This window comes from Hydrogenophaga aromaticivorans, from assembly GCF_013387465.1.
In the GTDB taxonomy this organism is placed as follows: domain Bacteria; phylum Pseudomonadota; class Gammaproteobacteria; order Burkholderiales; family Burkholderiaceae_C; genus Hydrogenophaga; species Hydrogenophaga aromaticivorans.
Genome location: NZ_VYGV01000028.1, coordinates 98,329 through 111,252, shown reverse-complemented (window position 1 = coordinate 111,252; position 12,924 = coordinate 98,329). Strand labels below are relative to the sequence as shown.

The 12,924-nt window shown below is 66.5% G+C and carries 15 protein-coding genes and 1 pseudogene; 5 read left to right on the top strand and 11 right to left on the bottom strand.

All coding sequences use genetic code 11. The features are described 5' to 3' along the window. Positions 1-12 precede the first annotated feature (12 nt). The 3 genes from F3K02_RS25810 to F3K02_RS25800 all read left to right on the top strand — a co-directional run bounded on the left by F3K02_RS25810 (position 13) and on the right by F3K02_RS25800 (position 2,736). Entirely contained in the window at positions 13-648 is a 636-nt protein-coding gene (locus F3K02_RS25810) for a bifunctional 4-hydroxy-2-oxoglutarate aldolase/2-dehydro-3-deoxy-phosphogluconate aldolase (RefSeq protein WP_177139371.1), read from the top strand. A 112-nt stretch (positions 649-760) separates the two neighbouring features. Continuing rightward, complete coding sequence (pgi, locus tag F3K02_RS25805) at positions 761-2,362, top strand: glucose-6-phosphate isomerase (RefSeq protein WP_177139369.1); 1,602 nt, start codon at positions 761-763, stop codon at positions 2,360-2,362. Then, positions 2,359-2,736 (top strand): methylglyoxal synthase, encoded by a 378-nt coding sequence (locus tag F3K02_RS25800; RefSeq protein ID WP_177139367.1) that lies wholly within the window; start codon positions 2,359-2,361, stop codon positions 2,734-2,736. Before pgi ends, F3K02_RS25800 begins: the two co-directional genes overlap by 4 nt. 48 nt (positions 2,737-2,784) lie before the next feature. Here F3K02_RS25800 and F3K02_RS25795 read toward each other — a convergent pair whose 3' ends face one another. The 6 genes and pseudogenes from F3K02_RS25795 to F3K02_RS25770 all read right to left on the bottom strand — a co-directional run. Next, positions 2,785-3,213: an ACT domain-containing protein gene (locus tag F3K02_RS25795; RefSeq protein WP_177139365.1), complete on the bottom strand. Its 429-nt coding sequence runs from the start codon at positions 3,211-3,213 to the stop codon at positions 2,785-2,787. Between the two features lie 21 nt (positions 3,214-3,234). Next, the gene (locus F3K02_RS25790; RefSeq protein ID WP_177139363.1) at positions 3,235-3,522 is read right to left on the bottom strand and encodes a hypothetical protein; all 288 of its coding nucleotides are present in this window, start codon (positions 3,520-3,522) and stop codon (positions 3,235-3,237) included. A gap of 22 nt (positions 3,523-3,544) precedes the next feature. Further along, positions 3,545-3,952: a DUF1801 domain-containing protein gene (locus F3K02_RS25785; protein WP_177139361.1), complete on the bottom strand. Its 408-nt coding sequence runs from the start codon at positions 3,950-3,952 to the stop codon at positions 3,545-3,547. Between the two features lie 16 nt (positions 3,953-3,968). Continuing rightward, positions 3,969-4,520, bottom strand: coding sequence for a DUF4256 domain-containing protein (locus F3K02_RS25780; protein WP_246309819.1), 552 nt, complete (start codon positions 4,518-4,520; stop codon positions 3,969-3,971). A 211-nt stretch (positions 4,521-4,731) separates the two neighbouring features. After that, complete coding sequence (locus tag F3K02_RS25775) at positions 4,732-5,829, bottom strand: AI-2E family transporter (protein WP_177139359.1); 1,098 nt, start codon at positions 5,827-5,829, stop codon at positions 4,732-4,734. 282 nt (positions 5,830-6,111) lie between these two features. Beyond that, positions 6,112-6,809: pseudogene (locus F3K02_RS25770) on the bottom strand (Crp/Fnr family transcriptional regulator); the annotation flags it as partial. Positions 6,810-7,051: 242 nt separating this feature from the next. Here F3K02_RS25770 and F3K02_RS25765 point away from each other — a divergent pair. Then, entirely contained in the window at positions 7,052-7,603 is a 552-nt protein-coding gene (locus F3K02_RS25765) for a hypothetical protein (RefSeq protein ID WP_177139357.1), read from the top strand. A 67-nt stretch (positions 7,604-7,670) separates the two neighbouring features. On the opposite strand, the gene F3K02_RS25760 is transcribed toward F3K02_RS25765, so the two are convergent. Next, positions 7,671-8,483 carry a transglutaminase-like domain-containing protein gene (locus F3K02_RS25760; RefSeq protein WP_177139861.1) on the bottom strand — a complete coding sequence of 271 codons (813 nt, stop codon included), beginning with the start codon at positions 8,481-8,483 and terminating at the stop codon, positions 7,671-7,673. 193 nt (positions 8,484-8,676) lie between these two features. On the opposite strand from F3K02_RS25760, the gene F3K02_RS25755 reads away from it, so the two are divergent. Then, positions 8,677-9,399, top strand: coding sequence for a trypsin-like serine peptidase (locus tag F3K02_RS25755; RefSeq protein ID WP_177139355.1), 723 nt, complete (start codon positions 8,677-8,679; stop codon positions 9,397-9,399). A 2-nt stretch (positions 9,400-9,401) separates the two neighbouring features. Here the strand turns inward: F3K02_RS25755 and F3K02_RS25750 are convergent, their stop codons facing one another. The 4 genes from F3K02_RS25750 to F3K02_RS25735 form a co-directional block, all read right to left on the bottom strand. Then, positions 9,402-9,794: a cupin domain-containing protein gene (locus F3K02_RS25750; RefSeq protein ID WP_177139353.1), complete on the bottom strand. Its 393-nt coding sequence runs from the start codon at positions 9,792-9,794 to the stop codon at positions 9,402-9,404. 267 nt (positions 9,795-10,061) lie between these two features. After that, the gene (locus F3K02_RS25745) at positions 10,062-11,420 is read right to left on the bottom strand and encodes an MATE family efflux transporter (RefSeq protein WP_177139352.1); all 1,359 of its coding nucleotides are present in this window, start codon (positions 11,418-11,420) and stop codon (positions 10,062-10,064) included. Positions 11,421-11,481: 61 nt separating this feature from the next. After that, positions 11,482-12,189: an SDR family oxidoreductase gene (locus F3K02_RS25740; RefSeq protein WP_177139351.1), complete on the bottom strand. Its 708-nt coding sequence runs from the start codon at positions 12,187-12,189 to the stop codon at positions 11,482-11,484. A 119-nt stretch (positions 12,190-12,308) separates the two neighbouring features. Next, positions 12,309-12,902: a TetR/AcrR family transcriptional regulator gene (locus F3K02_RS25735; protein WP_177139350.1), complete on the bottom strand. Its 594-nt coding sequence runs from the start codon at positions 12,900-12,902 to the stop codon at positions 12,309-12,311. Between the last annotated feature and the right edge of the window lie 22 nt (positions 12,903-12,924).

Below are 12,924 nucleotides of genomic sequence, written 5' to 3'. Positions count from 1 at the left end.
TTGGACACAGACATGACCACCACCTGCTTCACCCGTCCCGCTTTCAAATCCCGCGTCGTGCCCGTCATCGTGCTCAGCGACCCGGCCCACGCCGTGCCGCTGGCCCATGCCCTGCTCGAGGGCGGCATCGACGTGATGGAGATCACCCTGCGTTCCGACGCCGCGCTGGCGTCCATCGAAGCCGTGGCCAAGGCCGTGCCGCAGATGCACCTGGGTGCCGGCACCGTGACCCGCGTGGCCGAGGTGCAGCGCGTCATCGACGCCGGCGCCACCTTCGCCCTGTCCCCCGGCGCCACCGATGCGCTGGTCGAAGCCGTCAAGGCCGCCAGACTGCCCTTCATCCCTGGCGTGATGACGCCCGGCGAGGTCATGCACCGCCGCGAGCAGGGCTTCAGCCTCATGAAGCTGTTCCCGGCCCAGCAGGCCGGCGGCCTGGGCATGCTCAAGGCATTGGGCGCACCGCTCCCGGACGTGATGTTCTGCCCCACCGGCGGTGTCAGCCCCGAGAACCTGAAAGACTTCCTGAAGCTGCCCAACGTGGCCATGGCCGGCGGCAGCTGGCTCACGCCGGCCGAGGCGCTCGCCGCGGGCGACTGGGAACGCATCACCCAGCTGGCGCGCGGAGCGACCGAACTCGCCGCGGGGTAACCCCCCCCGCGCCGCTTCGGATCACCGCGATGCCAGCGGCCCGACGAAGCCGGTTCCGCGGCCTCCTGGCTCAACGCCTCATGCGAAACTCTGCAGTGAATTGGAAGCACCCATGAGCACTCTTTTCCCCTCCCCCACCACCCTCCCCGTCTGGCAGCAGCTCGCCACCCTGGCCGCCGCCCCGCAACCCCACCTGCGCGACCGCCTCGCCGAGCCCGGCCGAGAGCAGCAGATGCAGGCCAGCGCCGCCGGCACCGGCATCCGGATCGACTTCAGTCGCCAGGCGCTGGACGGCACCGTGTGGGACGCGCTCATGGACCTGGCCCGCCAGGCCGGCGTGGAGCGCCAGCGCGACGCCATGTTCCGCGGTGATGTGATCAACACCTCCGAACAGCGCGCCGTGTTGCACGTGGCGCTTCGCGGCACGCCCGGCGCCAGCGGCAGCGATGCGCCCTGGGGTGCGGACATCCAGCAGCAGGTGCAAACCGAGCTGGACCGTGTCTGCGCGTTCGCCGACCGCGTGCGCGCGGGCACCGTGAAAGGCAGCACCGGCCTGGCCATCACCGACGTGGTGAACATCGGCATCGGCGGCTCTGACCTCGGCCCGCGCATGGCGGCCGACGCGCTGGCACCGCTGTGCAGCGACGGCAAAAGCGGCGTGCGCGTGCACTTCGTCAGCAACCCCGACGCCTGGGCGCTGCACAGCACGCTGCGCGGCCTGGACCCGCTGACCACGCTGATCATCGTGGCCAGCAAGACCTTCACCACGCAGGAAACCATGACCAACGCCGCCTCCGCGCGGCGCTGGCTGCTGGACGCCGGCATCGAAGGCGCTGCGCAAAGCCCGCACCTGGTCGCCATCACCGCCGCACCGCAGAAGTCCGGTGCCGCCGGCTATCCGGCAGAACACACCTTCACCTTCTGGGACTGGGTCGGCGGCCGTTATTCGCTGTGGTCCGCGCTCGGCCTGCCGCTCGCGATCGCCATCGGCTCCAAGGCCTTCCGCGAGTTCCTCGCCGGCGGCCAGGCCATGGACGCGCACTTCCGCTCGGCCCCGCTGGACAAGAACCTGCCCGTCATCCTGGCCATGAGCGGCGTGTGGAACCGCAACTTCCTGCTCTGCCCCACCCAGCTGCTCTCCACCTACCCCAGCCGCCTGGTGCGCTTCGCGCCCTTCGTGCAGCAGATGGACATGGAAAGCAACGGCAAGCGCATCCGCAAGGACGGCCAGCCCTGCAACACCGACACCGGCCCCATCATCTGGGGCGGCCTCGGCATCGACGGACAACACGCCTACTTCCAGCTGCTGCACCAGGGCACACACCGCGTGCCGGTGGAATTCGTCGGCGTGCTGAACGAAGACACGCCCCTGCCCCTGGCCGCCGAACACCACCGCGTGGTCAACCTCAACCTGCGCGCGCAGGCCCAGGCCCTGGCCGTTGGCCGCGACGAAGCCTCCACCCTGCAGGCGCTCATGGCCGAAGGCATGAGCGCCGAGCAGGCCGAGGTGTTCGTGAGCCAGCGCAGCTTCAAGGGCGACGTGCCCAGCAGCACCATCTGGCTCGACGCGCTCACCCCGCACAGCCTGGGCGCGCTGATCGCGCTGTACGAACACAAGGTATTCACCCAGGCCGCTATCTGGGGCATCAACGCCTACGACCAGTGGGGCGTGGAGCTCGGCAAGACGATGGCGAAACAAATGGAAAAGCAGTGACCCCCATGCGCATCGCCCTCATCGCCCACGACAAGAAGAAAGACGCCATCGTAGCCCTGGCCAGTGAGTTCGCGGCCCTGCTGCGAGAACACACGCTCATGGGCACCGGCACCACCGGCGGGCGACTTCAATCCGAAGTGGGGCTGAACGTGGAGCGCCTGCTCAGCGGTCCGCTCGGCGGCGACCTGCAGATCGGCTCGCGCCTCGCCATGGGTGAGGTGGACTGCGTGATCTTCCTGCGCGACCCCATGACCGCCCAGCCCCACGAGCCCGACATCAGCGCGCTGCTGCGCGCCTGCGATGTGCACAACGTGCCGTGTGCGACCAACGTGGCGACGGCGCGCTTCCTGCTGGACGATCTGGCTCGGCGCTGAAGACGCTGCAGTTCGACCGCGCAAGCTCTCAACAAAAAGCGTCGGGCGTCAGCCGACCGGCGGCTCGGTGCTCGCGCTGCTGCGCCGTTGAAGCCGCAGCAGCACGGCCAGCGCTTCGTCACCCGACTCGACGGGCACAAAGAGGTGGTCGTGAAACGCCGCCGCCACGACGTTGCAGCTGATGTCGGCCTGGGCCAAAGCGGTCGCGACCGCTGCCGTGAGGCCCACGGCCTGGAGATCGGAATGCACCGTGAGCGTGATCCACGCGGCACGGAACAGGACGGGCAGCCCCGCCTTCAGCGCCCGTTCTTCCTCAACGATCAGCGTGAGGCCTTCCGCTTCCCTAAACGTGGCGATCGGCTCCAGTGAGCGGGTATCCGTGTCCGGTGAGACAGAGGCGAAGACACAGACCCCCGCGTTCAGCGCGGGCCGCAGGCTTTGAAGCAGCTCGGCAAGATTCGAAACGGAGTCGCTCATGGCGCGCGGCTTTGACTGGAACTACCGGGCAATCTTGCGTTCAATCTCGGCCACCACACCCGCCCGCAAGGTCAGGATGGTGATCGTCTGGGGATCCTGGGCGTGGGGAAAGTAGGTCCAGGTCTTCTCCTCCGGCTGCCCTTTGAAGTTCCTGACGAAAGCCTCATGGTCGGGCTTCCCGATCTTGAACAGCACCTCGCCCTCGTGCATGCCCTTGCTGATGAACTTGCGATCCCGTGCGTCGTCTGCTGCGGCGACCGCACAGGCGCTTGCCAGCAAAGCAAAGACCAGCGCATTTTTGATGGACATCGATGACTCCTTGGCAACGGGGCTATGAATCCGTGGAAGACGGGCTGGCGACCTTTGCATCGCCGGCCATGCGGCTGAGTTTAGAGGCCTCGGTGGCCAGACGGACAGCGGTCTCCTGGAGGAATGGCGTGCCCTCTTTCAGCTCCAGGGTGGCCATCTGGTACTTCCCGCCGGGCCTCAGGCGGGGCTCGATATGCCGCAGGCGCTGACCTTCCCAGAAGCCGAACAACAGGCGGGTGGGTTCCGCTCGAATGAGCAGCACCGGGCCATGGGCGAAGTAGACGATGTGGCCCCACTTCAGCCGTTCGTCCAGCTCGGGTGCGGCGTGGCGAACCACCCCGCGCAGGGCCTGCGCACAGCGTTGTTGCCAGCCGCTAAGACAGGCGATGTACCCATCGGGATCCGTCGCCGACGTCAGGACCATCTTCATCCTGTTCTCCCCGGGTTCACACCCGAAGCAGGCCCCGGAAGCCGCGGGCGGCGTAATACGACTGCACGCCGTTGTGATAGACGAACACCCGGCCATAGCGCCGGTCGCCAAAGAGCGCCCCTCCGAGCGCCCTCACCTCGGGCGGCGTCTGAAGCCAGCTGGACGTCTTCAAATCAAACTCACCGAGCGCCTGCAGCGCCCGGTACTGCTCTTCCGTCAGCAGCTCGATGCCCATCGCGGCCGCCATCTCGCCCGCGCTGCTCTCGGGCTTGTTCTCCTTTCGCGCGGCACGCGCTTCGGCGTCGTAACAGGTGCTTCTGCGCCCTGTGGGGCTTTCCGGGGAGCAGTCACAGAAGACCACTTGACCGGATTCGTTGGCATCACCCAAAACGTCCGGCTCACCGCCGCTGGCCTCCATCGCCTGCAGCGACTTCAGCGCATCGGGATGGTCTTCAAGTCGGGCGCGCACGTCCGACCATGCCGTCCCGGTGTGCCGGTGCATGTGCTTCTCGAATCGGGTCCTGAGCACCTGGAACAAGGCTTCGCGTTCTGTGGTTTTCATGGTCATGCGCTTTCATGATCAAGGGGGCTCCGACGTGTCGCTCGTGCGGCCATCGGGGAGATGGACGCCGCCATCTTCCCGCACGACCCCATGACCGCGCAACCCCAACAATCGGCCATCACCGCGCTCACGAGTGGCTGACTGAAGTCGGCCATGAGCAGCAGTTCACCGAATCACCACCAATGTCCCTGCTGCACATGTTCCCTGGGCCGTGGCTTCAGGGCTCTGATGGGCCCGACGGGGGTGTCGCGACCGACTGCGTCGTCAGGTACAGGTGCCACACCGCGAAGAACATCGCAGCGATCACGGGGCCGAGGACGAAGCCGTTGACGCCGAACACCACCATGCCACCAAGCGTCGTGATCATCACCACATAGTCGGGCATGAGGGTGGCCTTGCCCACGAGCATGGGACGCAGCAGGTTGTCCACCATGCCAATCACGAGCACGCCCCACGCTGCCAGCGCAATGCCCTGCCAGATCGCGCCCGTGACGAAAAACCAGATCGCCACCGGCAGCCACACCAGCGCGGCGCCAATGGCCGGCAACAATGACAGGAAGGCCATCATGACTGCCCACAGCAAGGCACCGCGGACCTCGAAGAACCAGAACGCGAGGCCACCGAGCGCACCCTGGGTCGCCGCGACAACCAGATTGCCCCTCACCGTCGAGCGGATCACGGTGCTGAACTTGTCGAGCAGCTCCTGCTTGTGCATGGGCGTCAGTGGCAGTGCGCGCCGCATGGCGTGCACGATGCGGTCGCCATCACGGATCAGGAAGAACGCGAGGTACGGCGTGATGAGCAGGCTGGTGGCGAACTCGAACGTGTTCTGGCCAAGGCTGAAGACCTGTGTTGCGATGAGACCGATGCCCTGCTCCAGCCTGGTGTTCAGCGAACGCTGCAAGGTGTCGAAGTCCACCAGCCCGAAGCGCTCGAGCAGCGTGGCCGCCCATCCAGGCAGCGCGTCGAACACGCCGCGAAGGTATGGCACCGGGCTGGTCTCGCCGGACTGGATACGGGCAACGAGTCCTGCCGCTTCGTGGGCAAGCGCCACGCTCAGGAGCGCGAAGGGAACGACCACAATCACGACGGCGGTCAATACCGTCAGCAGCGCCGCCAGCGTGCGCCTGTGCCTCAGCCGCAGCAGCAAGCGACGTTGCAGTGGTGCGAACAGCAGTGCGATGATGGCGCTCCACATCAGCGTACCGTAGAACGGCAGCAGGATCCAACCGAGAGAAAACGTGACGGCCACCAGCAGCAACAGCAAGGCCCGGTTCTCCGGGAAGGGAGATGCGTCTTCGTCAGGGCTGTTCATCAGGGTCCTTCGAAAAAGGTCAGCATGAGTCCAGCCATGGTATCGGCTGCCGACCGTTCGGGCGCTGGCCGTTGAGGACGAAGAGCAAGGCCTGGTGCGACCGCATCACTGCGCCGACACGCTGTCGACGGACAGCGGTCCGGCACGCGCGCCGGACCGCTGAATCGACAGATCAGTTTTCGCACGCGGTTGCGATTTCGTGCGGCGGGGGAAGGTGAATGGGGGTTGCGTCATCCCAGCCCTCCAGGCCGCGTTGGCCGGGTGTGCAGCGGGTTCCGGAGACAACAGGCGGTCATATTCTTTCTTGACGACGGCATGGCACTCGCAGGATCGTCGCTCGAGTCCTGCACGGTCAAGCACCGAGATATGGCCGCGCGTGCAGTGGATCAGCTCGGCGGCCTGCAGCCGGCCAGCGACCTCGGACACGCTCTCGCGGCGCACGCCCAGCATGCTGGCAATGAGTTGCTGCGTGACCACGACTTCGCAGTCCCGCACGCGATCCAGGCTGTACAGCAGCCAGCCGCACACCTGCTGATCGATGGCGTGATGACGGTTGCAGGCGGCGGTCTGCGCTATCTGCGTGGCCAGCGCCTGGGTGTAACGCAAGAGCAGGAGCCTCACCGAATCGGATCGCTCGAACTCGTCCCTGATCATCTGCGCCCCGATGCGAAACCCCTGGCCCGCGATCAGCACCGAGCCGTGGCTGGTCGTGGTGCCCCCACCCAGAAACAGCGACGTACCGACGACGCCTTCGTTTCCCACGACGGCGACCTCGGACGACGCACCGCTGTCCATCAAGTGGAACAGAGAGACGATCCCGCTGGTGGAAAGTACGCATAGAGCTGCGGCCGACCCGGCTCGTACAGAACCTGCCCCAACCTCAGGTCGACGCTCTCCAGGTGGCGCCGCCAGTGCTGCCAGTCGGCAGCCGGGAGTGCTGCGAGCAAGCGGTTGCTTTTCGGGTCTTCGGGACAGGCCATGACTGGACTCCAAAAGTGTGAACGAATCACGGTTTTAGGCGTTTCGCGCCGGGATCCATTGACGCCGCTCAAGGGAAGTCAATGTTTGTGTTCGGTGGCGCACGGAACTCGGCATTCATCGGGCAGACACTGAAACCGTTGCTTCTTGGGCCGTCGCTGCAATCGGATTCGATTTCCATGCGCAGCACGGTTGATCTGCTTCACCCATTCGCCCCCGGTTTCCTACCCAAAGAAAGAATGTCATGAACAAGCTCAATATCCTCAGGGCCGCTCTCCTGACCGCCAGCCTGCTGACGCTTCCGGTGGCTTACGCTGCCACCATGACCAAGGCCGACTACAAGGCCGGCAAGACCCGCATCAGTGCGGACTACAAGACGGACAAGGCGGCATGCGCATCACAGGCGGCCAATGCCAAGGACATCTGTTTGCAGGAGGCCAAGGCCAAGGAGAAGGTCGCCCTCGCTGAACTCGAGTACGGCTATACCGGCAAGGCAGCCGACCGCACCAAGGTGCTGGTGGCGAAGGCTGAATCGGCCTACGCCGTGGCCAAGGAACGGTGCGACGACCAGGCAGGCAACGCCAAGGACGTGTGCGTCAAGGAGGCCAAGGCGGTCGAGGTCAAGGCACTGGCCGACGCCAAGATGGGCCAGGAGATCGGCGAGGCGAAGAAAGACGCTGCCACCGACAAGCGCGATGCCGACTACAAGGTAGCGGTCGAAAAGTGCGACGCCCTGGCGGGCGACGCCAAGAGCAGTTGCGTTGCCGCTGCCAGGACAAAGTTTGGCCAGAACTGACGTTCGGTGATTGACCGGCTGGCCAGGCCCGCGCAGCAGCGGCCTGGCCACATGCCGGGGCAGCAGGTCATGCGGCGTCCACAACGTCGGTCCAGACCCTGAAGCCTTCCAGCTGGTTCGGACCGAAGGTGCTGGACAGCGCGACATCGCAGGCGTCCCGACCGCGCGCGATCAGCACGCGGCCGATCCGCGGCTGGTTGTTGCGCGCATCGAAGGTGTACCAACCGTCGCCGAGATAGGCCTCGAACCAGGCCGCAAAGTCCATCGGCCCGTAGGGTGGTTCGGTCCCGACATCGCCCAGGTAGCCCGTGCAATAGCGCGCCGGGATGTTCATGCAACGGCACATGGCAATGGCCAGGTGGGCGAAATCGCGGCAGACGCCGCGGCCTTCGGTGTAGGCCTCCATGGCGGTGCGCGTGCTCCGCGCGTGCGGGTAACCGAATTCAATGTGTTGGTGCACGAAGTCGCAGATGGCCTGCACCCGCGCCCAACCAGCCGGGACAGACGCGAACCGCTGCCAAGCGATGTTGGACAGCAACTCGGTTTCACAGAAGCGGCTGCCCAGCAGGTAGATCAGCGTGGATGCCGGCAGGTCTTCCACCGCGGACTGAACGGCCCCAGGCGCCACGGAGTCGGGAAGACCCGAGTCGTTCACCACGGCGTTGCTGCTCAGCACGAGCCGGCCCTGCGGCGCGACGAGCCGGCTGCACCGGTTGCCGAACAGATCAAGATAGCTGGTCACGGGTACGGCGGGATCGGTCACAAGCAGATCGGGGCGCACCAGGTCGGCAACCCGCGAAGGGTGGATGCTCAGCATCAACATCATCGGCGTCGGCTGCACACATTGGTAGACCATCTCGAACCCCACGCGCAACTGCATCATGCCCGTCCTTTTCGCTGAAACACCCATCAACCAACTGGATGAAGGGTCTGTCAATCCGACAAGTCAGTATCGCTGTCCTGGGCGCTTGTTTTCTGTTCGCCAAAGAACATACCGGGTGGTCAGGAAGCCATTACAGTGAAACCCATGGGTCCTGCGGCACCGCGGGGCTGGCCTCACACCGACGACCGCCATGATCGAGTCCCTGCTACTGACAACGGCCCGGGTGTCCACGTTCTTCGGAACGCAGGCTTTGACCGGCGCGAGCGGGTTCTTCTTTCAACGAGACGAACGCCTGTACCTCGTCACCAACCGCCATGTGCTGATCGACAGGCCGAGCGGCCACCTGCCCGACCGGATCGAGATTGAGGTGCATACCGACGTCGACAACCTGACGCATGCGGCGGTGCTATCGGTGCCGCTGTACCGCAACGCACAATCCGTCTGGCATCAAGGGCGCGACAGCGCAGGTGAAATCGATGTCGCCGCGATAGAGCTCGACCGAGGGGCCCTGTCTGCCGCGGTGATGCTGCAGGCCTTCACGCCGGCGCATCTGCAGCACCCGCTCCAGGAAGTGAAGGTGGGCACACCGCTGCTGGTGGTGGGCTATCCGCAGGGCTTTCACGACACGCTGCACCATCTGCCCGTGGTGCGGCAGGCTGCTATTGCGTCTTCATTCGGCCTGCGCTTTCAGGGCCAGGGCTTCTTCCTGACCGATGCCCGCACCCACCGCGGCACCAGCGGCGCACCCGTGGTGATGCAAGACGACACCCGTGGTGGGACGTTGCCCTGGAAGCTGCTGGGCGTGCACTCTGCGCGCCTGGAGATGTCCGGTCGCAGCCTGCCCGTCGAAGAGTCGCTGGGCCTGAACTGCGCCTGGTACGCCGACATCCTGCTCACCCTCACGGGTCGCTGAAACTACTCGGATGTCTTGCCATCAAAGTGCTCGGTGTCGGCTTCCGCGTCCGCCCGGGTGTGGTGGAGCACACCGTCGCGGTGGTTCGGTGGCGCATAGAGCGTGTACAACTTGAGGGGCTCTGTGCCCGTGTTGATGATGTTGTGTTTTGCCCCTGCTGGAACGATGACTGCGTAGCCGGCTTGCAGCGGCGTGCGGACACCGTCAAGCACCGCCTCGCCGGTGCCCTGTTCGACCCGAAAGAACTGGTCGAGCTTGTGAACTTCGGCGCCGATCTCTTCATTCGGCTTCAAGGCCATGACGACGAGCTGGCAGTTTTTGGCGGTGTAAAGCACCTGGCGGAAATCCTCGTTCTGAATGGCGATGGCTTCGATGTCCTGTACGTAACCCTTCATGGCACCTCCCGGTTGATGTTTGCAAATGCATCACTGCAACTGGGGCCGCTGTCTCGCACGACAGATGGCCAGTTCACAACAATGCAAGTGGAACGATAGGCTTGTGGTTCATGGTCGTATGTGCGAAAGCGAACAAAGGCCTGGCAACGGCGGTACGGCGAACTTCTTGCCCCTCCTGAATCCTGGCGCAAGCCGTCCCCATCAAAACCTCCCACGGCTTCATAGTTGGCCATGACCTGCCCCTGGAGGGCACGCCGGGCGCAAGCCTCAGCGCGTCCAGCTCCCCATGCGGATCGCGATGGCGAGGGTGGAACCGTAGACCACCAGGCTGAGTGCGACGACGGCAAAGAGGCCGCTCGCCGGGGTCTGGAACACGTGCACGCAGAGCCAGCCGCCGACCACCAGGATCACGAGTCGGCCCATGCTGCCGGCCAGCGGCCAGAACATGCGGCCCGCACCCTGCGACGCAAAGAACAGCGCCAGGCCGAGCCCGAAGAAGGCGTAGCAGCCGCCCACGATGTTGAGGTACGTGGCGCCCACCGCCAGCACGTCGGCATCGGTGGTGAAGAGGCCCATCCACAGCGCCGGTGCGATGGCCGTGGTCAGGCCGATGGCGCCCGTGATCGCGGCCACCAGCGCGCCGCCGGCCCAGGCCACGCGCACCGCGCGCACCGCCTGCCCCGCGCCCATGTTGGTCGCCACCATGGCTGTCAGGGCGGTGCCGAATCCGAAGGCGATCGGCACCAGGATGTATTCGAGCCGCGCCGCCACGCCGTAGCCCGCGAGCGCGGCCGTGCCGTAGCTGCCGACAAAGGCCGTGGTCACGGCGATGGAGGCGTTGCTGATCACCGGACTCAAGGACGCGGGCAGACCCACACGCAGGATGTCGCGCAGCAGCGGCAGGTGCAGGCGCCAGGGCGAAGCCCGCAGATGCACGGCGCCGTCGCGGCGCCACAGGTGGGCCGCCATCACCAGCGTGGCCACGGCGTTCACGGCCAGTGTGCTGGCGGCGGCGCCCGCCACGCCCAGGCCGGCCACCGGCCCCCAGCCAAACACCAGCAGCGGGCACAACACCAGGTGCAGCAGCGCGGTGCCCAGCAGCATCACCGAGGGCAGCACCATGTTGCCCGCGCCGCGCACCACGGCGGCCAGCACGTTGGTCAACCAGATGAGCAGCGCACCGCTGAACAGCACGTTCGAATACACGAGCGCGGCTTCGAGCGCGGCGCCGCGCCCGCCCATGGCGCCAAAGATGCCGCGCCCGAAACCGAGCATGACCAGCATGAACAGCGCGGCCAGCAAGGCCGCGAGGAGCAGCGCCTGCTGCGCCAGGCGGCTGGCGTCCTGGCTGCGCCCAGCGCCCAGGGCCCGCGCCACGGCGGCGGTGGTCGCGCCGCCGATGCCGCCCGCCGACATCTGCAGCATCAGCATCGACAGCGGGAACACCAGCGCGATGCCGGCGAGCGCGTCCGCCCCCACCCGGCCGAGGATGTAACCGTCGTAGCCGATCACGATCGTGGTCGCGAACAGGCCCATCACGTTGGGCGTGGCCAGACGCAGCAGCGTGGGCAGCAGCGGCGCGTGCAGCATCTGCTGCACGCGGGCCTGGGCGACCGCCGCGCTCATTGAATACCTCCGTGCGTCGCACTGCGGTGCGAGCTGGCTTGGGAACGGCCCGGCGCGGCGCTCATGCCCTCGCGTCCCGCAGGTAGATGCCCGGCTCGGCCGACAGGCCGCGCTTGACCTGTTGCGTGAGCTCGTCGGCCAGCACCTCGTCGGCGCCCGCCTCCAGCGCGTCGAAGGCGCGGCGCACGATCTCGTCGGGCGTCGATTTGGGCATGTCGATGCCGCGCGTGAGGTCGGTGTCGACAAAGCCCATGTGCAGGCCCAGCACCTGCGTGCCCTGCGCGCGCAGGTCGTTGCGCAGCCCGTTCGTGAGCGCCCAGGCGGCGGACTTGCTCGCGCCGTAGACCGAGAGCATGGGCGAGTTGATCCAGCTCGCGATCGACAGCACGTTCAGGATCGCGCCACCGCTGTGCGAGGCGAGCACGGGCGCAAAGGCCTGGCTCACGCGCAGCGGGCCAAAGAAGTTGGTTTCCATCTGGGCGCGCGCCGCGTCGACGCTGCCCTCGGCCAGGAAGCCGCCGAGGTTCGCGATGCCGGCGTTGTTGATCACCAGCGTCACGTCATTGCCGAGCCGGGCGGCCGCGGCCACCTGCTCGGGGTCGTTCACGTCGAGCGCGATCGGCTCCACGCCGTGCAGCGTGACGCTGGCCGGGTCACGCGCGCCGGCGTAGACCTTGCGGGCGCCGCGGGCCAGCGCCTCGCGGGCGAAAGCCAGACCGAGGCCGCGGTTGGCGCCGGTGATCAGGACGGTGGCGTTGTGAAGTTTCATGGTGTGTCAGCTCCTGGGTGGGTGGAAAAAGAAAGGCGGTTCAATTTTTATGACGATCGTCATATTTCCGATCGAACCGATAGGAATGCCCTGGCGGGCGGGTGCATGGCGGACATGGTTCAGGCCGCCGGTCGGGAAGTGTCGTAACGCGCCAGCAAGGCGCTGCGGTTGGCGGCCAGCAAGGCTTGGCCTTCGGCGTTGTCGCCCAGGGCCCGCGCGAGCTGCAGCGCGCCCACCATCTGGCTGGCGATGGCGGCGGCGCTGTCGGGTGCCGCGTCGGCGGGCAGGGTTTGTGCCACCAGCGCCACCAGGCTGCGCACGCGCTGCACGGCCGCGGCACGCACGTCGGCCGACTGGCGCGGCATCTCCGAAACCAGCGCCGCGACCGCGCAACCGTTTTCGGTGCCACTCAGGTGGCGGTCCGAGAGGTAACTGTCGATGAGCGCGCGGAACGGGCTGGCGCCACGCGCCTCGCGCTGGGCATTGCCCTGGCTCAGGCGCTCGGCGCTTTGCTGTCCGGCGTGGGCCAGGGCCTCGACCAGCAGCGCGTCGCGCGACGGGAAGTGGGCGTAGAAGCCGCCGTGGGTCAGGCCCGCCTCCTTCATGATGTCGGCCACGCCGACCCCGCTGAAGCCGCCACGCCGGATCGCCCGCGCGGCGGTGTCGACGATGCGTTCGTGGGTCAGGGCCTTGCGGCTGGGTGCGGTTGCCATGGCGGAATGGTAGCTCAAATAT

Coding starts and splice junctions, on each gene's coding strand:
- F3K02_RS25810 (WP_177139371.1), top strand. CDS start 13: ATGACCACCACCTGCTTCACCCGTCCCGCTTTCAAATCCCGCGTCGTG.
- pgi (WP_177139369.1), top strand. CDS start 761: ATGAGCACTCTTTTCCCCTCCCCCACCACCCTCCCCGTCTGGCAGCAG.
- F3K02_RS25795 (WP_177139365.1), bottom strand. CDS start 3,213: ATGAGCGACTCCGTTTCGAATCTTGCCGAGCTGCTTCAAAGCCTGCGG.
- F3K02_RS25790 (WP_177139363.1), bottom strand. CDS start 3,522: ATGTCCATCAAAAATGCGCTGGTCTTTGCTTTGCTGGCAAGCGCCTGT.
- F3K02_RS25785 (WP_177139361.1), bottom strand. CDS start 3,952: ATGAAGATGGTCCTGACGTCGGCGACGGATCCCGATGGGTACATCGCC.
- F3K02_RS25780 (WP_246309819.1), bottom strand. CDS start 4,520: ATGACCATGAAAACCACAGAACGCGAAGCCTTGTTCCAGGTGCTCAGG.
- F3K02_RS25775 (WP_177139359.1), bottom strand. CDS start 5,829: ATGAACAGCCCTGACGAAGACGCATCTCCCTTCCCGGAGAACCGGGCC.
- F3K02_RS25765 (WP_177139357.1), top strand. CDS start 7,052: ATGAACAAGCTCAATATCCTCAGGGCCGCTCTCCTGACCGCCAGCCTG.
- F3K02_RS25760 (WP_177139861.1), bottom strand. CDS start 8,483: ATGCAGTTGCGCGTGGGGTTCGAGATGGTCTACCAATGTGTGCAGCCG.
- F3K02_RS25755 (WP_177139355.1), top strand. CDS start 8,677: ATGATCGAGTCCCTGCTACTGACAACGGCCCGGGTGTCCACGTTCTTC.
- F3K02_RS25750 (WP_177139353.1), bottom strand. CDS start 9,794: ATGAAGGGTTACGTACAGGACATCGAAGCCATCGCCATTCAGAACGAG.
- F3K02_RS25745 (WP_177139352.1), bottom strand. CDS start 11,420: ATGAGCGCGGCGGTCGCCCAGGCCCGCGTGCAGCAGATGCTGCACGCG.
- F3K02_RS25740 (WP_177139351.1), bottom strand. CDS start 12,189: ATGAAACTTCACAACGCCACCGTCCTGATCACCGGCGCCAACCGCGGC.
- F3K02_RS25735 (WP_177139350.1), bottom strand. CDS start 12,902: ATGGCAACCGCACCCAGCCGCAAGGCCCTGACCCACGAACGCATCGTC.